General features: G+C 65.8%; 21 protein-coding genes. 3 read left to right on the forward strand and 18 right to left on the reverse strand.

The window, feature by feature from the left end; translation table 11 throughout:
- Positions 1 to 3 precede the first annotated feature (3 nt).
- The 10 genes from gspD to JJ959_RS16155 form a co-directional block, all read right to left on the reverse strand.
- Positions 4 to 2,061: a type II secretion system secretin GspD gene (gspD, locus tag JJ959_RS16110; protein ID WP_292885696.1), complete on the reverse strand. Its 2,058-nt coding sequence runs from the start codon at positions 2,059 to 2,061 to the stop codon at positions 4 to 6.
- The gene (locus tag JJ959_RS16115) at positions 2,058 to 2,573 is read right to left on the reverse strand and encodes a hypothetical protein (RefSeq protein ID WP_292885699.1); all 516 of its coding nucleotides are present in this window, start codon (positions 2,571 to 2,573) and stop codon (positions 2,058 to 2,060) included. Before JJ959_RS16115 ends, gspD begins: the two co-directional genes overlap by 4 nt.
- A gap of 1 nt (position 2,574) precedes the next feature.
- Positions 2,575 to 3,117: a type II secretion system protein GspM gene (gene gspM / locus JJ959_RS16120; protein WP_292885702.1), complete on the reverse strand. Its 543-nt coding sequence runs from the start codon at positions 3,115 to 3,117 to the stop codon at positions 2,575 to 2,577.
- Positions 3,114 to 4,124 (reverse strand): PilN domain-containing protein, encoded by a 1,011-nt coding sequence (locus JJ959_RS16125; protein WP_292885705.1) that lies wholly within the window; start codon positions 4,122 to 4,124, stop codon positions 3,114 to 3,116. Before JJ959_RS16125 ends, gspM begins: the two co-directional genes overlap by 4 nt.
- 66 nt (positions 4,125 to 4,190) lie before the next feature.
- Complete coding sequence (locus JJ959_RS16130) at positions 4,191 to 4,937, reverse strand: hypothetical protein (RefSeq protein WP_292885707.1); 747 nt, start codon at positions 4,935 to 4,937, stop codon at positions 4,191 to 4,193.
- A complete protein-coding gene (locus tag JJ959_RS16135; RefSeq protein ID WP_292885710.1) occupies positions 4,934 to 5,491 on the reverse strand; it encodes a prepilin-type N-terminal cleavage/methylation domain-containing protein in 558 nt (185 codons plus the stop codon). Before JJ959_RS16135 ends, JJ959_RS16130 begins: the two co-directional genes overlap by 4 nt.
- Positions 5,488 to 5,853, reverse strand: coding sequence for a type II secretion system protein (locus JJ959_RS16140; RefSeq protein WP_292885713.1), 366 nt, complete (start codon positions 5,851 to 5,853; stop codon positions 5,488 to 5,490). Before JJ959_RS16140 ends, JJ959_RS16135 begins: the two co-directional genes overlap by 4 nt.
- Positions 5,850 to 6,302 (reverse strand): type II secretion system major pseudopilin GspG, encoded by a 453-nt coding sequence (gene gspG, locus JJ959_RS16145; protein WP_292885716.1) that lies wholly within the window; start codon positions 6,300 to 6,302, stop codon positions 5,850 to 5,852. Before gspG ends, JJ959_RS16140 begins: the two co-directional genes overlap by 4 nt.
- 22 nt (positions 6,303 to 6,324) lie before the next feature.
- Positions 6,325 to 7,350 (reverse strand): type II secretion system F family protein, encoded by a 1,026-nt coding sequence (locus tag JJ959_RS16150; protein WP_292885718.1) that lies wholly within the window; start codon positions 7,348 to 7,350, stop codon positions 6,325 to 6,327.
- Between the two features lies 1 nt (position 7,351).
- Entirely contained in the window at positions 7,352 to 8,971 is a 1,620-nt protein-coding gene (locus tag JJ959_RS16155; protein ID WP_292885721.1) for a GspE/PulE family protein, read from the reverse strand.
- A 153-nt stretch (positions 8,972 to 9,124) separates the two neighbouring features.
- Between JJ959_RS16155 and JJ959_RS16160 the strand changes: the two genes are divergently transcribed.
- Positions 9,125 to 11,374: an adenylate/guanylate cyclase domain-containing protein gene (locus JJ959_RS16160; RefSeq protein ID WP_292885724.1), complete on the forward strand. Its 2,250-nt coding sequence runs from the start codon at positions 9,125 to 9,127 to the stop codon at positions 11,372 to 11,374.
- 49 nt (positions 11,375 to 11,423) lie between these two features.
- Entirely contained in the window at positions 11,424 to 11,879 is a 456-nt protein-coding gene (locus JJ959_RS16165) for a GNAT family N-acetyltransferase (protein ID WP_292885727.1), read from the forward strand.
- On the opposite strand, the gene JJ959_RS16170 is transcribed toward JJ959_RS16165, so the two are convergent.
- Together JJ959_RS16170 and JJ959_RS16175 are read right to left on the reverse strand one after the other, a co-directional pair.
- Positions 11,876 to 13,117, reverse strand: coding sequence for an FkbM family methyltransferase (locus tag JJ959_RS16170; protein WP_292885730.1), 1,242 nt, complete (start codon positions 13,115 to 13,117; stop codon positions 11,876 to 11,878). The genes JJ959_RS16165 and JJ959_RS16170 overlap by 4 nt on opposite strands.
- A 132-nt stretch (positions 13,118 to 13,249) precedes the next feature.
- Entirely contained in the window at positions 13,250 to 14,017 is a 768-nt protein-coding gene (locus JJ959_RS16175; RefSeq protein ID WP_292885733.1) for an SDR family oxidoreductase, read from the reverse strand.
- A gap of 426 nt (positions 14,018 to 14,443) precedes the next feature.
- Here JJ959_RS16175 and JJ959_RS16180 point away from each other — a divergent pair, with 426 nt between their 5' ends.
- Positions 14,444 to 15,031 (forward strand): 3'-5' exonuclease, encoded by a 588-nt coding sequence (locus JJ959_RS16180; RefSeq protein WP_292885736.1) that lies wholly within the window; start codon positions 14,444 to 14,446, stop codon positions 15,029 to 15,031.
- Positions 15,032 to 15,046: 15 nt separating this feature from the next.
- Here the strand turns inward: JJ959_RS16180 and JJ959_RS16185 are convergent, their stop codons facing one another.
- The 6 genes from JJ959_RS16185 to JJ959_RS16210 all read right to left on the reverse strand — a co-directional run bounded on the left by JJ959_RS16185 (position 15,047) and on the right by JJ959_RS16210 (position 19,711).
- The gene (locus tag JJ959_RS16185) at positions 15,047 to 15,529 is read right to left on the reverse strand and encodes a gamma-glutamylcyclotransferase family protein (RefSeq protein WP_292885739.1); all 483 of its coding nucleotides are present in this window, start codon (positions 15,527 to 15,529) and stop codon (positions 15,047 to 15,049) included.
- Between the two features lie 7 nt (positions 15,530 to 15,536).
- Complete coding sequence (locus JJ959_RS16190) at positions 15,537 to 16,001, reverse strand: hypothetical protein (RefSeq protein ID WP_292885742.1); 465 nt, start codon at positions 15,999 to 16,001, stop codon at positions 15,537 to 15,539.
- Positions 16,002 to 16,017: 16 nt separating this feature from the next.
- Positions 16,018 to 16,959: an acetamidase/formamidase family protein gene (locus JJ959_RS16195; RefSeq protein ID WP_292885745.1), complete on the reverse strand. Its 942-nt coding sequence runs from the start codon at positions 16,957 to 16,959 to the stop codon at positions 16,018 to 16,020.
- Positions 16,960 to 16,990: 31 nt separating this feature from the next.
- Positions 16,991 to 17,590, reverse strand: coding sequence for a DUF2062 domain-containing protein (locus JJ959_RS16200; protein ID WP_366817075.1), 600 nt, complete (start codon positions 17,588 to 17,590; stop codon positions 16,991 to 16,993).
- Between the two features lie 150 nt (positions 17,591 to 17,740).
- Complete coding sequence (gene phnX, locus JJ959_RS16205; RefSeq protein WP_292885751.1) at positions 17,741 to 18,556, reverse strand: phosphonoacetaldehyde hydrolase; 816 nt, start codon at positions 18,554 to 18,556, stop codon at positions 17,741 to 17,743.
- Between the two features lie 18 nt (positions 18,557 to 18,574).
- Positions 18,575 to 19,711, reverse strand: a complete 1,137-nt coding sequence (locus JJ959_RS16210; protein WP_292885754.1) for a TIGR03364 family FAD-dependent oxidoreductase — start codon at positions 19,709 to 19,711, stop codon at positions 18,575 to 18,577.
- Between the last annotated feature and the right edge of the window lie 25 nt (positions 19,712 to 19,736).

The raw sequence follows: 19,736 nt of genomic DNA on the forward strand, positions 1-19,736 counted from the left end.
TGATTATTGTTTTGGTGCGACCGGAGCAGAAGTGTCCGGCGCCTGGAACTGGTCGATCAGTCCCCTATACTGGCGCAAAAGCGCGCGCGTCGCATCCGTCGCCTCTTCACGGTTTCGGATCACCCTGGGGGTGATCAGCACGACCAGCTCGGTGCGCTGAGTCGACTTGTCCGTCGTACCGAAAAGATCGCCGACGACGGGCAGCTGATGCAGGACCGGAATGCCGGACTTCACGTCGTTCTGGATCTCACGGATCAGCCCGGCCAGCAGCACCGTCGTCCCGCTTTCCACCGCCGCGGTGCTGACCACCCGGCGCTGCTGGATCGTTGGCGAGTCGATGTCGGAGCTGTCCGTCCGCACCACATCGCTGACTTCCTGCGAGACCTCGAGCGTTACCACGCCGCTCGCCTTCACCTTCGGCGTGACATTGAGCGTGACCCCGGTGTCGCGGTACTCGATCTCGTTCACGATCCGGTTGTCGTCGGTCACCGTCGCCGAAGAGGTCCGGGTCACGATCGGTACCTGGTCGCCGACATGGAGCCGCGCCGTGCCGCCGTCGAGCACCAAAAGCTGCGGCGAGGAGACGACCCGGACATCGGTCAGTTCGGAAAGCGCGTCGATCACGATCTTGCTGCTGTTCGGCCCGCCGATCGAAATCCCGAAACCGGGGGTCAGGGGAGATACCGTGTTCGCATTCGTCCCGCGCGTGAAGATCGCGCTGAACTCGCCGGTCTCGATGAAATACTGCAGTCCGTAGCGCAGGTCGTCCTGCAGCGAGACCTCCAGCACAGTGCCTTCGATCAGCACCTGCAGCGGCGTGATGTCGAGCTTGGCGAGCACCTCGGAGATCAGCTCGTATTCCCGCCCGGTCGCCCAGACCAAGATCGCATTGCTCGACCCGTCGGCGTTGAAGCGCGGCCCGCTGCCGCGGACCCTCTCTGCGCCATCGCCACCTGCAACGCCGGCCGCATTCTTGTCCGGGACAGAACCACCGAGGAAGCCGTCATCCTTGAAGGCGCCTTCGAGCGTCTTCACCAGCGAGGCGGCCTCGCCATGCTTCACGAAATAGACGAAGAGTCGGCGCTCGTCCGCGTTGCGGGTGCGGTCGAGCCGCTTGATCCAGGTCCGCGCCCGGACCACCTGCCCCTCGTCCGCCGCGATCACCAGGATGGCGTTGAGCCGGTCGATCGGCGTGAAGCGGACGATGCCGTTCGCCCCCTCGCCACCGGCGGAGAAAAGCTCGTTCAGTTCCGGGATCACCGCGTCGACGGAGGCATTGGCGAGCCCGATGATCGCCACCGACCGTCCCGCGAGCCGGTCCACGTCCAGCAGCCCGATCGCCCGCTCCGCCGCGCGGCGCTCGGTCGCCGGTCCCGAGACGAGCACGAGATCGTCCGCGAGCCCCACCGGCAGGACACGTCCGGCACGGACGAAAGGTTCGAGCAACCGTACCATCTGCGTCGCCGAGACATAGCTGAGGGAGAAGACCTCGGCGCCGGAGCCCGGACCTCCAGCCAGTCCGATGCCGGTGCCGCCTTCGCTGCCTGCCGCCCCGCGCACCACGCGGACGAGATCGCCCTCATAGACAGCAGAAAGCCCGTGCGAGGCCAGCAATCCTTCCAGCAGGACCGTCATCTGGCCCCGTGTCAGGGGCCGCGCGGTGCGGAGCGTGACCCGGCCGGTCAGATCCGGCGGCAGCACGTAGGAGAGCCCGAGCTGATCGCCGATGATGACCTTCAGAGCCTGTTCAAGCCCGGCACCGTCAAAGGAGACGGAGAGCGTGCCGACCGGACGTGGCGAGGTCTCGGCGACGCGACCGGCGCCGCGCGCGGTTCCCGGATAAACCTCGTCCACCGGCGCGAGCGTCGCGGGATCGGTACTCGAAAGCTCGGAATCGACACGTGTGGCGCCGGGCTTTCCGGCATCGCCTTCGTCCAGCGCATTCGCGATCGAGGGAACGTCGCGTCCGGCCTCGGGACGCCCCCCGCCAATCCGGTCGCACGCGGCGAGACCGGTAACAATAATCGCGGCCAGAAGCGCGAAGCGAAGAGACGCCATCATTGTTTCTGTCCGGCGGCCGGCAGCCATCTCGTGTTGCGCCCGCCGCTCCCGGCGGATGTCTCCTCGGCGTCACTCAACAGATCGACGCGGGTCTCCCCATGGGAGAGAATCACAGCCGTCTCCGCAATGCTCTCGACCGTCCAGCCGTCCACGCTTTCCCCCTCGACCAATTGCACCGACGAACCGCCGGGTGTTTCCAACAGAATCATGCTTCTTGCCCCCGTGCTGACTATACCGGTCAGGCGATAGCCGACAAGCTGCGGCGGTGCCGGAGCGGGAGCCTGAACGACCGGCGCATCGGGAACGGGCCTCCGGGTCGAGCGGAACAGTGGACGGCGCAGGGTCTCGGGATAGCTTGTCTCCGCTCCGGGCAGCACGAGTTCCGGCAATGGCGGGGGCGCCCATTCCGGCGCCTCGGATACGACTGGCTCCGGAGCCTGCAACCATGGCATGGCGGCGGTCCCGAGCCCGAACAGGACAACCGCAGGCATCAGGAATTTCAATCCGCGCATCTCAATGTTCCTTCGCGGACAGTGCGCGCAGACCGAGCGACAGGCGAAGCGGTCGCTCCGCCGATACCGTCCGGATCGAGACCTCCTCGAGGAGGATCACGGGACGCGCGTTCGAGAGCGCGATCAGGAGGGACTGGATCTGTTCGAGCGATCCGTCGCCGTCGATCCTGAGCGCGTGACGGCGATACAGTTCCTCCGTCTCGACCTCGCCGACCTGAAGCCGGGTGAGCGCGACACCCGCGGCGGATGCGAGATCGCGGAGCTGAGCCTGAAAGGCCGCCTGCACGGCGCCGTCGCCGCCGGAGCGGAGAATGTCCCAGCGTTTCTCGGCCTCAACCGCGCGGACGCGCGCCGTCTCGATCGTTTCCACCTGTCCCAGCAGGGCCGTCTGCCGGGCAAGGATCTGTTTCTGCCGGTCGAGTTGCCGGGCGGCCTCGGCGCTCCAGTCCTGCAAAGGCGACAGCAGCCCGGCCCAGAGGGCGGCGAGCAGGGCGAGGAGCAGAGCCCAGGAGAGCAGCGGAGAAATGCGGTTTACGCCCGTCATCGTGCCGAAGGCTCCAGAGCGGCGCCGATCCGGAAGCGTTCGCCGCCGCCGGGATCGCGGGTGACCGGCGCCTCGAACCTGACTTCCGTCACCCCTGGCAGGGCCTGGAGTTCCTCGAGCAGACCGCTCGCGTCACGCGCGAAGCCTTCGAGGGTAAGCCGCCCGGGCCGGACCTCAAAGCCGGTCAGCCAGGCATCGTCCGGCAGCGCCTGCGTGACCGCATCAAGCAGCCCCGGCGCGTCCGGGCTCGCCGCGAGGGCTGTCTGAAGCTGTTCCGCAAGCGTCCGGTGCCGGTCGAGCGCGGCCCGTGCCGATTGAACCGACGCGACCTCGGACCGCAGACGGTCGATCCCGGCGGAAACGTCCTGCAATTCGACATAGGGCTTCGGCAGTGGCGAGAGCAGCGCCAGCAGGATCGAGAGGGTTGCCATTGCGGGCCAGAGGAAGCCGCGCCGGCCCTGCGCCGTGACGGGCGCAGCATTGAAATCGAGCGCTGAGGATGCCCGGATTTGCTCGGCCCCGGCGATCATCAGGGCGGGCTTGCCGCCGCCTGCGGCCTCGAATTGCCGGAGCGCCGCTTCAAGCCGGGTCTTGGGAACCACGTGCAGACGGATCTGCAGCTTACCGTCGCGCTCCTCCAGCAGATCGTAGGCCAGCCTGACCTCCCCGCGCTTGAAAGGGGTCAGCCGCTCCACCTCGCCATCCAGCAGGGAACCGAGCGCGCGGCGGGCGGATGCGGGGACGGACAGCGGTGCGCTCACCCGGTCGGCCGCCGGCACCACGAGCGCGACAGGCGATCCGAGGGCAGCCAGATGTCTTGCCAGGTCACCAGTGCTTGCTGTGCCTTTCGGCTGAACGTTCCCGCTACGCGCGGCAAACAGCAGAAATCCGCCGGCTACCGGCTCGACGATTGTCAGGGAACGGCCGAGCATGGAACGGAGGCGCCGCGGCAAACCTGCCGCCAGCCCCTCTCCCCATGCTCCGATAATTGCACCGAGCCCCGTCACCTGTCCTCCCGCCCCTGGGTTCGTTTCGCGCCATGGTACAAGGCCGGACAGAAGCGGCAAACGGACTTACTCACTTGACCGCCATTCAAGAATGCGCACGGGCCGCTGGATGTCGTGAGAAAGTGCGATTACAGCGCTCACGGCGACCAGCGTGCCGGGACCGGTCTCGCGCTCGGCGGAGAGGTGCCACGTGCGCCCGCCGCCACGTCCACTGATCCCGACACCGTCGGTCCGCTCGGCCCGCCGCACCGCCGCTGCCAGCTCCGGCGCGGCATGATCGGTATCGACGAACTCAGCCCCGCAATGCACCGTCGCATTGTTCGCGAGCCCTTCCCGCTCGTGGGCGTTCAGCCCCGGAAGTGCCAGCATTTGCGAGACGTCGACGAAGGGTTCCTGCGCAAAGCGCGCCTCTCTCAGGAGATCGACGACAGAGGCCGCGCGCGATGTTTCCGCTCCGAAACCGGCCAACAGTTCCGCCAGGACATCGAGATTGCCGCGATTGACGTCCCAGCGCCCGCAGATATCCGCGACCTTCACCTCGACGTCCTCCTCGCCCACACGCACGGTCCGGACAGTCGCCCGTTCCCCGATCTTCCCGGCCACCGTCTCGTCGAACAATTCCGGGATCACCGCCTGGATCGCGCTCTCAAGCAGGACCGCATTCCCGGAGCGCGCAACGGCTGTTCCCGTACTGCCGACCGTTGAACGCCCCAGCCCCGTCAATCCGAGGAGGAGGCCGGACGCAACTGCCAGAAGCACCAGCGCCAACAGCATCGCCGTGCCGTTTTCGCCTGTCGAACCGCGCCGCGTCACTGGTCCGCCCTTTCCGCAGGGATGGCGACGACCAGCCCCGGAGCCTCGTCCATTTCGAGCCGGATCAGGCGCGGCGGCACCAGCTCGCCCGCCCAGACCTCATGCCATCCCGGTTCCGTTTCACCGTTTCTCAGGCCGTAATAGGAGATACTTTGTGCACCCGGGGCGAAACGCGCGATCGCTTCCGCGAAGCGACCTTCGCGCAACTCGACCGCGCCCTCTCCGGCAATGGAGAGGACCCGGCGGCGTGGCCCGTCCCCTGCCGCAGCAATAAATCGGAAGCTCAGGCTGTCTCCCGCAAAACTGCTCTCCGGCCGGCCGGACTCGTAGTCCAGCAGGGGCAGCACCGCGTTCATCTCCCGTCGGAGCCGGCGTTCGAAGGCGATTCGGTCCCCGATCTCCGCGGCTCGCTGAGCGAGGCGGCGCTCGCCGTCGGCGGCGAACCGGATGAGACCCGTCGCGAGCAACGAGACCAGACCGATCAGAGCGAGGGCGACCAGCAGCTCCATCAGGGTGAAGCCGGCATCGCGGGCGGCGGAGCTGGACCGCTTCACCGGCTCTCTCCGAGCGGCACGGTCTTGACCGCATCGAGGGTCACGCCGGATCCATCGAGGGTCACGTCAAGCCTGATGTCGTAGCTGACGAGAAGGCCCGTCCGCACCCGTTCGGCAACCGCCGCGGTCCAGCCGCCGCCCGCACCGAACTCGCCGGACATCTCGCCCGGACGAAGCGGCCGGCTGACACCGAGTTCCGCCAGAACGGACCGCGCCGCGCTCATCGCCCCCGCGCTCCGTTCCGCCTTTCCGGAGGCGAATATCCCCGCGCCAAGCGTCTCCGCCAGCAGCATGGCCACGAGCGCGATCAGCGTCAGGCCGACCAGGGTTTCAAGCAGGGAGAACCCGTCGTCCCGGTTCATGGTTTGTGGAGGTCGGAATCCTCGCCCTCACCGCCCGGCGCGCCATCCGCGCCGAGTGTCGACAGGCGATAGGGCGCCTTGTTCTCGCCCGGCTGCCGGTAGAGATAGGGCCGCGACCAGGGATCCAGCGGCACCGTCTCGCTCTGCAGATAGGGACCGTTCCACCGCTCCATGCCAGAGGGTTTCGCGACAAGCGCCCGAAGCCCCTCCTCTGTGTTTGGATAGCGCCCCGCATCGAGATGGAGCAGATCGAGCGCGGTCCCGAGATTGTCCATCTGCGCCGCCGCGACATCGCCCTTCGCCTTGCCGAGCACACCCATGACGCGGGGACCGACAAGTGCGGCGAGGAGTCCGAGAATGACCAGCACGACCAGCAGTTCAAGCAGGGTGAAGCCTTCCTCGCCCCGACGTCTGCGGCTGTCCGGTCCGGACCTTCGCTTCAGGATCATACGCTCCTCCCCAGAGCCCCCATCAGAGCAATGCATCGTTCAGGCTCGTCACGGTCAGCATCAGGGCGACGGTGACGATGGCCACGATGCCGCCCAATACTAGGATGATGACCGGCTCGATCAAAGCCGTCAGCCGCGCGAGCCGGCCACGCGCCTCCCCGCCGTGATACTCCGCCGCGCGCTCCAGCATCATATCGAGATTTCCGCTCTCCTCGCCGATCCGGATCAATTGGATCGCCGCCTCCGGGAAGCGCCCGCTTTCCGCCGCCGCCGTGGAGAGCGAACGCCCTTCCCGCACCCGGTCCGCCAGGATATCTCCCGCCTCCCGCATCACCGCGTTCGAGAAAAGTGCCGCCGCGATGCGCAGAGCCTCCGGCAGGGAAACGCCGCGCCCGGCCAGCAAAGCAAGGCCGCGCGCCCAGCGCTCGACCTCGAGGCTTTCGAGCAGACGCCCGAAGAGAGGCAGTCGCAGCAGGGCCTCGTCGGCCTGTCGGCGTCCCGCCGGGGTAAACAGACCGGCCAGAAGAACACCGATCAGCATCAGGCCGATCCAGCCGAAATCGCGAATGCCTTGCGAGAGCGTCAGAAGCGCCTCTGTCAGAGCCGGCATGTCCGTCCGGCCCTGGCGGAAGATCGGCTCGAAGCGGGGAATGACGAAGACCATCAGCGCCGTGATCGCCGCGAGCGCGGCGACGGTCAGGACCGCCGGATAGGTCAGCGCCGAGCGCAGCTTCTCCCGCTCCGCGTGGCGGGCCTCGTGGTGGCGGGCAAGCGCCGCGATGCCGGGGCCGAGTTCCCCGGTCTTTTCCGCAGCCGCGATGACGGCGCGGTCGAACCCGTCAAAAGGTCCGTCCAACGCCTCGATCGCCGCAGAGAGACTTTCGCCCGCCTCGATCCGTCCGGCGATTCCGGCCGCCAGCTCCGAAAGACCGGCCATCGACCGGTCCCCGGCCACCACGCGGAAAGCGCGATCCACCGGAAGACCGGCCTCAAGCAGGGTGGAAAGCTGACGGAAGAACAGCCGGAGATCACCCTGCGAAACGGCCATTTCAGATCCGCGCGCCGCCGAGGACGGAAAGCACCTCTTCTGCCGTTGTCTCGCCCGCAATGAGACGCCGGCGCGCGTCTGCCAGCATCGAGAGATCGGGGTCGAGCACCGAACGCAGCCGCCCCGCATCCGCCCGTTCGGCGATCGCGGTCTCGAGGCGGCTGTCCATCGGCATGATTTCCGAGAGAACAAGACGTCCACGATACCCTGTCTCGTGGCACCGCGCGCAGCCGACCGCGCGGCCGATTTCCGTTCCGGGCTCAAGCCCGAGACGTTCAGCAACCGAGGCCTCTGACGGTTCCATCGTCCTGCAGTCGGGACAGAGCCGGCGGACGAGACGCTGCGCCAGAATGGCTCTCAGCGACGCGCTCAGGAGATAGGGTTCGATCCCCATATCCATCAGCCGCGCCGCGGCGCCCGGCGCATCGTTGGTGTGCAGCGTGGAGAGCACGAGATGCCCGGTCAAAGCCGCCTGCACAGCAAGCCGAGCCGTCTCCTCGTCGCGGATCTCGCCGACCATGATGATGTCCGGATCGTGCCGGAGAACGGAGCGCAGGAGGTTGGCGAAGCCAAGGCCGATGCGCGGATTGACCTGGATCTGGTTCACCCCGTCGAGCCGGTACTCGATCGGATCCTCCAATGTGACGATCTTGCGCTCGGCGAGGTTGAGCCGGCGCAGGGCCGCGTAAAGCGTCGTGGTCTTGCCGCTGCCGGTCGGGCCGGTCGCCAGCACCATGCCGTGGGGCGCCGAAAGCACATCAGTCAGGGCAGACGCCACCGGCCCGGCGAGACCGAGACTCTCGATATCGGTCGGGCCGCGCTCCGGATCGAGCAGGCGAAGAACGATGCTTTCCCCGTTCAGCGTCGGCGCAGTCGAGACCCGGATATCGATTTTCCGGCCCGCCACGTTCATGCTCGCCCGCCCGTCCTGCGGCAGCCGTTTCTCGGCGATGTTGAGTCCGGCGAGCACCTTGATCCGGCCGATCAGCATATCTGTCAGATAGGCGGGCGGGCGGGCACCGAGTTCCATCAGCCTCCCGTCGATACGGTAGCGAAGGCGAAGTCCTCCCGCCGCGGGTTCAAGATGCAGGTCGGAGGCGCGGTTCGAAATCGCGGTACGAACCAGATCCTCCAGCAGCCGGACGGCCGGTCCATCCTCGGCGGGCGTCCGGGCCGCGGCCTCGCCGCCCCGCACGGATACGCCATCCCCGCTCTTGCCGTAGAGACGGTCGAAGGCCCGGTCGAGATCCGAGGGACTTGCGACCTCAAGACAGATTTCCTTGCCGACGAGCAAACCCATCGCCTGCACAGCGTCGCGGTCGAGCGGATCCGCCATGGCGAGGGTCAGGCTGCCCGCATCCTCCGCAACCGGCAGAACTCGGGACTGCCGGAGAAAAGACAGTGTCGCCCCGCCGGCGGCAAGAGGTGCCGCGGGAAAGCGCTCCGGTCCGGCGAACGGAATGTTCAGATAGGCGGCGAGGGCCTCAGCCATTTCGGCCTCGCCGACGAGACCGGCGGAGACCAGAGCCCGGTCCGGACGCCCGGGGGCCGGGGGATCGCCATCCGGAACGTCGTGCCCGCGTTCGCGCAGTAGGTCCCGCAATCCTGTATAGTCGATCATCGTCGGCTCTCGCGAAAGACTGGGCCGGACTCTACGCTGCAGAACCGCGTCCCGCAATCGCCCCGGCGCCGCAAAAGCGTCGGGAATCAGTATTCTAGCGGCAGCAGCCGTGGCAGACTGTCTGCTCGGCGTGGTTCCGACGGGCGGAGAGGCATGAGATTTCTGGGCGGTAAGAAACTGCAGATCCTGTTCCCTGCCGTGGTCCTGTTTCTTGCCGTTGCCTTCCGCATAGCCGACCCGATCCTGCTGGAAGAGTTCCGTCTCCGCATCTTCGACAACTACCAGCGCCTATCGCCGCGACTTTATCAGGACGTGCCCGTGGTGGTGGTGGATCTGGACGAGGAGACCATGAAACGGCACGGTCAATGGCCGTGGCCGCGCACGAGGATCGCCGAGCTGGTACAGCGTCTGAGCGATCACGGCGCGGCGCTGGTCGCCTTCGACATCGTGTTCTCGGAACCCGACAGGACATCTCCGGCCCGACTGCTCGCGGAACTGGCCGGCCGGGATAGTTCCGGCAGGATCTCGGCGCTGATCCGGGAGAGCGGCACGCTCGACCACGACGCCCTGCTCGCCGAGACCATGGCGTCGGTCCCGGCGGCGACCGTTTCAGGTTTTATCCTGACGCAGCAGGACATCGGGGCAACACCTCCGGTCAAAGCAGGCTTTGCGACCACCGGCGACGATCCGCTCCAGTTTCTCACGCAATTTGCAGGCGCCACGCCGAACCTGCCGGAGATCGACGAGGCGGCATCCGGCATCGGCAGTCTGAATGCCTTCACCGACAGCGACGGCGTGGTACGGCGCGTGCCGATGTTCGTCGCACATAAGGGCAGGCTGTACCCGTCCCTCTCGGCCGAGATTCTCCGGGTCGCCCAGGGCGCCTCGACCTTCGTCGTGAAATCCTCCGGCGCCAGTGGCCAGGAGGCGTTCGGCGAGGCGACCGGGATCGTCGAGGTCAAGGTCGGCCAGATCGTCCTGCCGACGGACAAGGGCGGACGAGTCCTGCTGCACGATACCGGGCCGGTGCCGGATCGCTCGCTTGCCGCCTGGAAGGTCTTCGAGGCGACGGAGCCCCTGCCGCGACTCGAAGGTGCGATCGCGATCATCGGCACCAGCGCCGTCGGCCTGAAGGACCAGCAGACCACGCCGCTCGATCCCAACGCGGCGGGAGTCACCGTCCACGCGCAGGTGATCGAACAGGCTTTCTTCGGCGACTTCCTGCTCCGCCCGGACTGGGCCGACGGAGCAGAAATCCTGCTGCTGCTGTTCCTCGGCGGCCTGATCATCCTGATCTTCGCCCTGCCGCAGATCGCGACCCTGCCGGCGACGCTGTTCAGCCTCGGCATCGTCGGCGCCGGCGTCGCCGCAAGCTGGTACGCCTATACCGACCATGCCCTTCTGCTCGACCCGATCTATCCCGGCATCATGGGGATCGCGGTCTATACCAGCGCCTCGCTCCTGCGCTTCGTCTCGACCGAGCGCGAGCGCAAGCAGATCCGCACCGCCTTCGGCCAGTATATGGCGCCCGCCCTGATCGAGCGCCTGGCACAGGATCCGGGCCAGCTCCGGCTCGGCGGCGAGATCCGGCCCCTGACCTTGCTCTTCTGCGACATCCGCGGTTTCACGACGATCTCGGAAAAGCTGAACGCGGAGGAACTGACCCACCTGATCAACCGCTTCCTGACGCCAATGACCAACATCATCATGAGCCGGCAGGGCACGATCGACAAATATATGGGCGACTGCATCATGGCCTTCTGGAACGCGCCTCTGGACGTGCCGGACCATGGCCGGCAGGGCGTTGATTCCGCCCTCGCGATGCGCGAACGGCTGGTGCTGCTGAATTCGGAACTGAAGCTCGAGGCGGCGGCGAGGCGCCAGCCGGATATCGAGATCGGCATCGGCATCGGGCTCAATACCGGCGAAGCCTGTGTCGGCAATGTCGGCTCCGACCAGCGCTTCGACTATTCCGCACTCGGCGACAGTGTGAACCTCGCCTCGCGTCTGGAAGGCCAATGCAAGACCTACGGCGTCGAGATCGTCGTCAGCGAAAGCACGAAAGACGAGGTCAAGGACTACGCAGTGCTGGAACTCGATCTGATCACCGTGAAGGGCAAGACGGTCCCGATCCGGATCTTCACCGTGCTCGGCGATTCCGGGAAAGCCGCCGATCCCGCCTTCCAGGCGCTTGCGGATGAGAACGCGGCCATGATCGACGCCTTCCGGGCGCAGCGCTGGGACGATGCGGCGGAGCATTTGGCGGCCGCCCGACAACGCGCCGGCGGGCTCCGGGAAAGGCTGGACGAATTCTACGATCTCTACGAGGCGCGGATCGCCAGCTTCAGGATGGATCCGCCACCGGCGGACTGGGACGGGGTTTACGTCTCGCGCGAGAAATGATGGCGCGCTATAGAAGCCGTCCGTCCTGACCGATCCGAAGAGCCAGCCAATGTCCCTGACCTTCCGCCGCGCCAGCGAAGCCGATCTCCCGGCCATCATCGCCATGCTCGCCGACGACGACCTCGGCAGACAGCGCGAGGATACCAGCGTTCCGGTCGCGGACTGCTATCGGGAGGCCTTCTCGGCAATCGACAAGGACAGTAACCAGTTGCTCGCCGTCGCCGAACGCGGGGGCGAGATTGTCGGAACCCTGCAGCTGACCTTCCTGCCGGGCCTCTCGCATCAGGGCCTCTGGCGCGGCCAGATCGAGTCGGTGCGGGTATCCTCGAGCACGCGGGGCGGCGGTATCGGCCGCAAGTTGCTCGAATGGGCGATCGCGACCTGCAGGGAGCGCGGCTGCCGCATCATCCAGCTGACCAGCGACAAGAGCCGGACCGACGCGATCCGGTTCTACGAGAGCCTCGGTTTCACGGCGAGCCACGAAGGCTTCAAGCTGAAGCTCTAGCCCCGCGGCAGGCAATAGAGGATCGACTCGTACCGCGTCATCGAATAGCTCCCGAAGCGGAACTCGTAATTCTCGCACATGGCCATCATTTGCAGCGGCATTTCCCAGAGATGCCGGGTCGCGTGATAGACGCTGAGCGCGATCTGCGGGCGGTAGCGGGCGACGATCTCCGGTAGGTCGTCGATCAGCATTTCCTCCGCGCCCTCGACGTCGAATTTCATCAGGTCGATCCGCTCGGGCGCGATCTCTCCAATCAGGGTAGAAAGCTTGCGCGTCGGATAGACAGGGAGGGGCTTACCGCTCCGCGCCTTCGCCTCGGCCTTCATGGCATGAGCATGCGAAGCGGCCTGGCCATCGTCGTACTGGAGAAAGTCCGTCTCCCCGTCCTGGTCAGTGACGCAATAGGGAAACAGCTCGACGAGCCCCTCATATTGGTCGATCGCATCGCGGACATAGCGGCTGAGATAGGTATGGCCGAGCGGGTCTATATTGATCAGACGCCCTTCCCCGTGCATCAGGGCCGCGAAACCCGGTATTTCGAATCCGTCGAACACGCCGAAATTCAGCACCGTGTCGCCCGGCGAGATCCGGACATGCTCGAAATACTGCTGCCCTCGCAGCATGGTGCCGACGAAGGCATCGAGCCGCGCGTGTGGCGGATCCCGCAGAACGGACAGATAGGCGCTCCGGCTCCGTTCGTTGGCGAGCGCATCGTGGACCCGGCGGATGTCGCCGGCGCCCTGTTTGAGACGATTGGGCTCGTGTACAGACGGATAGAGCGTGGAAGAGATCCCGATACGGCCACCTTCGAGCTTCGCGATGCCCTCGCGCATCAGGATCGTAGTTGCCATGTCCTGTGGCAGGTGAACCCTATCCGGACCGTCCGATACGTCGACGAGATCGGACATTTCGTTCAGGAACCGGGAAAAGCCGCTGGATGGGCAATCGACCGCCAGCGGCAGGACCATGACTTGTTCGGCAGACCAACCGGCCCCGGAAAGCCGGCGCGCCCGCTCCTCCCAGTCCGCATCTGTGATCAAGACGAAGCCCGCTCCCTGCGGCGCGGGAAGCTCCTGGTCCGGTCCGATCACGCCAAGGCAATCGGCCCCCGGGCGGAGCCGCGCGACGAGCCGGACCAGCTTCTGTGTCAGGGCATCGGCGCCATAGACCCAATAGGGCTTCACAGGCAGGTGGATCGGATGGGAGACGGCCCTGTAGGCAGCGCTCGAATATGACATGGCGCCTTGGTTCCAGATTTCGGGGGGCTTGTAAATAGATCCGACACGCCGACATGCGGGTGATTCCGAGAATTCCGGCAAAAACGAAAGCGGCCTCCGGAGAGGCCGCTTCCACGAGGTTCATGGTAAGTTTCAGCGGTAGGTCTGGCCGCCGTCGAGATCGACCACGATTCCGGTCGCCCAGCCGGCACGCGGCGAGCAAAGGAAGGTCACGACGTCGGCGATCTCCTCAACCGTCGCGGCCCGTCCGAGCGGCTGGCCCGCCAGGAAATCCTGCCAGCGGCTCTCGTCGCCCTTTTCCGCCGATGCCTTGGTCTTCAACAGGGTGACGAGCCGGTCGGTCGCGACCAGACCCGGATTGACCCCGAGTACCCGCATGCCGTCGGCGAGCGCGTTCGACCCCATCGCCTTGGTGAAGGCATTGAGCGAGGCATTGCCCGCCGTTCCCGCTATGTATTTCGGATCCAGCTTCACGCCGGCGAGGCCGATGACGTTGAAGATCACGCCGCCGCCCTTCGCCTTCATCATAGGATAAAAGGCGCGGGCCATGTTGATGTAGCCGAACACCTTCAGATCCCAGGCCTGACGCCAGGTCGCCTCGTCGATCGCCTGCAGGTCGCCGCCCGGGATCGCACCCGCGTTATTGACGACAATATCCGGCACCGGAACGGCCTCGCTGAGCCGCTCGACGGCGCCTGGCGCGGAGAGATCCAGCGGATGGATCGCGCAGTCCGCGCCCGCACTGGCCAGCAGGTCCCGCGCCTGTTCCAGCCGGTCCTTGTCGCGGGCAACGAGATCGAGAGTACAGCCCTCAGCCGCAAACGCGCGCGCACATCCGAGGCCGATGCCTTTCGACGCGCCCGTCACCAGGACGCGCTTGCCTTTCAGTCCGAGATCCATCCCTTTGCTCCCTTGTTTATTAGCGCCATGATTTTACTGGATTGGTAGCACCGGCATGCGGAGCGCGCAAAGCAGGGAAACTTGCTATGCAAGGTGATTCGCCCCCATCCGGTTGACCCGCGGTCCGTTCGGAGTCACGCTTTCTTCGTCCCATCCGGACAAGGCGAAACCCAAAGAGGGAGATCGTTACGCGATGGAACCACCGATGCAGGAAGCGCGTCTCTGACGAAGGGACGCGACGGCAACGAGGCGGCCCGGGCCGCCGGTAAGTCCGCAGAAATATGAAAAGCAGAGAGCCTTGGGCTCGACAGTCTGTCTTATGCAACAGACGTTAAAAAATGCTATGCCCCACCTGACGCAGACGCGCGGTGGGGCTTTGCATTTCGGCCCTCCGCCGTCGCCCGCACGGAACGGAAACCGGCATCGATGCACAAGAATCTCCGGCACGACCGCGTTCTGGTCGTCGATCTCGAACTGACCTGCTGGGACGGTCCGCCGCCGGAGGGCGAGCGTCCGGAGATCATCGAGATCGGGCTCGCCGAAATTGACCTGAAACGCGACGAGATCGTCCGTACCGCCTCGATCCTGACCAAGCCGGTAGACTCGCAGATCTCGGCATTCTGTTCCGACTTCACGGGGATCACCGCGGAGATGATCGCCGCCGACGGGATCCGGTTCCAGGACGCCTGCCACCGGCTGCGCAAGACATACGGGGCGAGTTCGAAACTCTGGCTCGGCTGGGGCTCGGACAACGAGCTATTCGATACCGAGGTCCGGGCGAAAAAAGCCGTCGACCCCTCCTCTCACTGCTATCTGGATCTCTGCCAGGTGCAGGAATACGTGCTCGCCGGCGGACGCCGAATCTCGCTCGACGAGGCGCTCGAGGTCATGAAGCTGGAGCGCGCCGGTACCGCGCACCGGGCCGAGGGAGACGCGATCGACACCGCGCGGCTGTTCCTTGCCTGGCGCGAACGGTTCGGCCTTGGTTACCTGCCGCACGAACATTTCGATTGAAGCGGAAGGCCGGTCTCAGCGGCCGAAAAGCTCCGCGACCGTATCCAGCCAGAGCCTGTCCGCGGCCTCGCCGTCGAGGGTGCCGTACGCAGCCATGTAGATTTCGGCGACCTGAAGGAACCTTTGCTTTTCGGTGCGGACCCATTCCTCGTAGGACCAGGGCAGATCCGTCGGCGCGATATTGCTCACCGCGCCGCAGAAATGGGCGTCCTCCGGGCCGGCCGCCGTTTCGACCACGGTCTGTTCGATGGCGAAATCGAAATCCTCGAAATAGCGGATCCGCCGGTCGTCCTCGTCGGTATAGTTCCGCAGCAGCAGCCCGTCGACGCGGGCGCCGGGCGCGCTGACGAGCGCGGGATAAGGCTCGTTCGTGACCCTGACGCGCGCGTACCCATGCAGAGTGGCTGAGGAGGAAAGCGCCCCGGGCGACCGCCTGAGCACCAGCTGCAACACGTCCGGATCCATCAGGGTCCCGAAGAAGAAATAGGGAAGGCGCATCGTCGCGTTACCTGTCCGCGGCGAGATGTACCGTGCAGCGGGTCGAGCCTTCCCGGGTGAAGATGTAGACGCCCTGCTCGATCGGGTAATTGCGCGGCCGCCGGATGTCGCGCGCGCGGGCAGCCCTGTAGGTTCGCCCGCCGATCCGCGCGATGCCGCCGCCGAAGCGGTTGAAGCGACCGTCGCGGCAGGCGTCCGTCGCCTGCTTGTCAAAATCGGCCACCTGTCTCAAGGCCCGGCTCTCCAGCATGAGCAGGCCGCGCTTCGCCGCGTTCTCGTAGATCGTGCTTTTTTCCAGGGTCACCCGCTTCATCCGCCATTCCGGCCGCTCCGGCGCGCGCGACATGTGCCGCGGGTTCGTCTTGTCCGGAGAAACACGCTCCGCCGTGGCCGGACCGGCGACACCGAACGCGCCCGCCAGCACGGCCATGCAGATCACGGCAAGAGACAGATTGCGGAACGGTTTAGCCAAAACGATCTTCCCGAAATTACCCGGCGGCCAGCAGATGCTTCGCCAGCATAACATGGATGCCCTTGTTTCCGTTCACCATTTGGGTGACGCGCAAGTCCGCCGCAAGGCTGCAAAGCATGTAGGCCTCGGGCCGGCTGCGGTTGGTCCGCTCGGTGATGAGGTCCAGCATCTGGCGCAGCGCCTCGCGGCCCGCCTCGTCCAGATCCTCGTTGAAGGCCATGGTGATGAAGTGATCCGGCGTCTCCGCGCGCGGCAGCTTCAGGCTCATGTCCTTGCGCACGGTCAGACGGAAGCGGCCCTGCAGCGCCATCTCGATAGCCGTGACATTGACTTCCCCGTCGCCCTGGCAACCATGCCCGTCGCCCGCCGAGAACAGCGCACCCTCGACGAAAACCGGCAGATAGAGGGTGCTGCCCGCGACCAGCTCCTTGTTGTCGAGATTGCCGCCATTGGCCCGCGGCTGGATCGTGCTCACCCGCCCCCAGGCCGGCGGCGGCGCGACGCCCATGACGCCGAAGAACGGCGCGAGCGGGAGCTCGAGCCCCCAGGGCAGACGCCCCACGTTGCGCTCCATGTCGATTGCGATAGTCGCATGGCTGATCTCGTCGAATTCGTCCGGCAGCGTACCCTTGAGCGGCGCACTGTAGTTGAAGCCCCAGTCCTGGCGCGGCTTGACGTCTAGGATATCGACCTGCAGCACGTCGCCCGGCTTCGCGCCCTCGACATGGACCGGCCCGGTCAGGATATGCCCGGGAAGGCCCGGCCGCATCGTCTCGATGACTTCAAGGTGCTCCGGCAGAACGGTGTAACCCGGGCCCGGCAGGACCGGCTTGTCGCCGGATATGCTCGAAATTATCACTTCGTCGCCGGAGGCCACCCGCAGGACCGGTTCCAGCGCTGCGTCGAAGAAGCCCCAGTGAACCGTCTTCGGACTGCTATCAAGTCTGTGCTCGCTCATCTGGCTCCCCCACCCGACGAAAAGAAAACAATCAGCGACCGTTTTCCGCGATCGCCTGCCCCGACTTCGGCGCCGCCTTCTTCCGCGCCGCTTTCCTGGCCTGGCGCTCCCGCCGCGCCTTCTTGAACCGCTCGATATAGACGTGGCTCCAGCGGTAGCTCAGCCAGCCGCCGCCGATCATCCAGGGAAGACAGCCGACGAACAGCGGCAGTCCCCACTCGTCCAGCATCGCGGTGAAATAGACCCAGACCGCCATGATCCCGGAAATGTCCTGCCCGAGAATCTGATCGAGACGCGCCGCGAAATGCTCGAACGCGCTGAGATTGTCCCAGCGCCCCAGCATCAGGTTACCTGTCTGCAGAAAAATGTAATAGACGATCGGCACCGTGAAGACGTTGGTCAGCCATGTCCAGGCCAGTGCAACGACGAGATTGAAGGTCCAGTTCGGACGCAACAGGCGGATAAGCGACCAGATCCCGGCAACGATCGGCATCTGAATCCCGACCAGCGGCGTCAGGGAAACGGCGACGCCGATGCCGACCCCGCGGGCGGTATAGTCCGGCAAATCGGTTCCCCGCAGAATGGGAATAACGAGCCGGTAACGCATGAGGCGCCTGAGCGGAGTGATCATATGTTCGGTCAAACAGGTCGAAAGTTGCCAATCGGCGTCACGGTCAAGCCATAGCAAGCCGCAGCGGCCGCGCGCAAAGAGAGATTTGCACGATTGTCTTTACATTTCGTGACCGCATCCAGCTTTAGTAAGACCCCTGCGACGAAATAGCTATGGACGCTCGCCTTTCGCCAGCCGGGCCGAGATATCGTCGACGACGTCGAGCAGCGAGGCAACGCTGTCGATCAGATAGTGCGGATTGGCGCTCCTGAGGGTCTTCTCCGCCTTCTTCTTGCGCGCGGCGAAGCTCGCCTCGTCAAGCGCTTCGGTCTCCTCGCGGGAGAGCCCGAAGGCATTGCCCGAGACTGTGACGCCAACGGTCCAGCAGCCCGCAGCATTGCCTTCCGCGATACCGGGCTCGGTATCGTCGACCTTGATGCAGGCCGCCGCCGGCCAGACGTCGAGATCGAGGAAGCATTTGTACATCATCAGCGGCGTCGGCCGGCCATGTGCAAGATCTCCCGCGCAGACCAGATTGTCCGGCGCGTAGCCGAGATCGCGGGCGATCGGCACCAGCCGCTCCATGATCTCGCGGTTGTAGCCGGTTGTGGAGCCGATCTTCAGACCGCGTTCCCGCAAGGTGCCGACGGTTTCAAGCGCCCCCGGGATCATGTCCGCGAAATCCGGGATCACGTCGACATTCATCGGTACGAAGACCTCGTAGATCCTGTCGACATCGGCATCGGTGAATGCCGCGCCGTGCGCTTTCTCCCAGACTTCCGCGATCCGCGGCTGGGTTCCGACGGCCTTGATGTGATCCCATTTCGGCAATCCCATCGGCGCGCGCGCCTCATCGATGGTGATCTCAACGTCGAAGGCCGCGAAGGCTCGCTGGAAAACCCCCATCGGGGCCCGGCTGCCATGATCGATGATCGTACCGGCCCAATCGAAAATGACGGCTTTCAGCTCGAGTGTTTCCGCGGACATCTGGAACTCCTTCCGAATTTATGACGCCGCGCCGTAGAGCGATGCGACGGTTTCCTCACCGAGCGCGAACGCGGTGCTCATCCCCGTGCCGCTGGAGACGACAAGAATGCGCACACCCTCGGACGGACTGTCGATGAAGGCCGTGCGGTCGGCGGCGGACGGATAGACCCCGGTCCAGCGCTCGATGACCTTGCTGTTCTTCAACGCCAGCACGCGGCCCGCTTCCTCGAGGATCAGATCCTCCACCGCGGCCGGCGCGAACGGATCCGGCGTCGCGGCATAGTGATGGGAATCACCTACCACGAGGGAGCCGTCAGCCCCCTGCACGACGATCAGGTGAATGCCATGGGCCAGCCATTGCGGCTGTTCCCGGTCGAGACGCGCCCGCAGGGCCTTGGAGGCTGCAAGCCCCGTATAGCCCTCGTAGCGCACCAGGCTGAGATCCGACATGACCGCGCCGGGCAGCTTCCATTCCGGAGGTTGCGGCGCAACGCGCAGCATCTGCAGCTTGCAGAGCCGAAGATCGTAGGCAGCGAGACGTTCGGGAAACAGGGTTGCCAGATCGGGCCCGGGACAGACGACCACCCCCTCTGCCTCGACCGTGCCCGCGGTCGTCTCCACGCCCCCGTCAGAAACACCGATCACGGCGGTCGACCAACGGAAGTCGACGCCACATTCGGCCTGCAGGTACTGCGCGATCCTCGGCAGCGCCTGGCGCGGTTCGACGCGCGCCTCGTGCGGGCTCCACATCGCCGCGGCGAGACGGTCCGCCGCCAGCACCGGCGCCTTCGCCGCCGCCTCCTGCGCCGTCAACAGCCTGCATTCCCGGCCCATTTCGGTCGCGGTGAACTCTTCCAGCACTGCGACCGCTTCGGAGCGTTGTGCCGTGACCAGAAGCCCCTCATGCAGCACCGGAATGCCTGCCTTGGGGGCGATATCGCGCCAGACTTCGGCGGACCGGCGCGCCCGCCCCCAGGTCTCGCCCGCTTTCTGACCGGTGACGGTGACGAAGCCGAAATTCCGCACCGAGGCGCCGTTCGACTGGGCGTCACGGTCGATGACAATGACGCGCTTGCCGCGCTTGGAAGCCGCCAGCGCCGTCGCCAGACCGCAGATGCCGCCGCCGACAATCGCGAGATCGTAGGAATTTGCCATTTTCGCCCGCCCGAACTGAGGTGCC

The organism is Nisaea sp. (assembly GCF_017640745.1).
In the GTDB taxonomy this organism is placed as follows: domain Bacteria; phylum Pseudomonadota; class Alphaproteobacteria; order Thalassobaculales; family Thalassobaculaceae; genus Nisaea.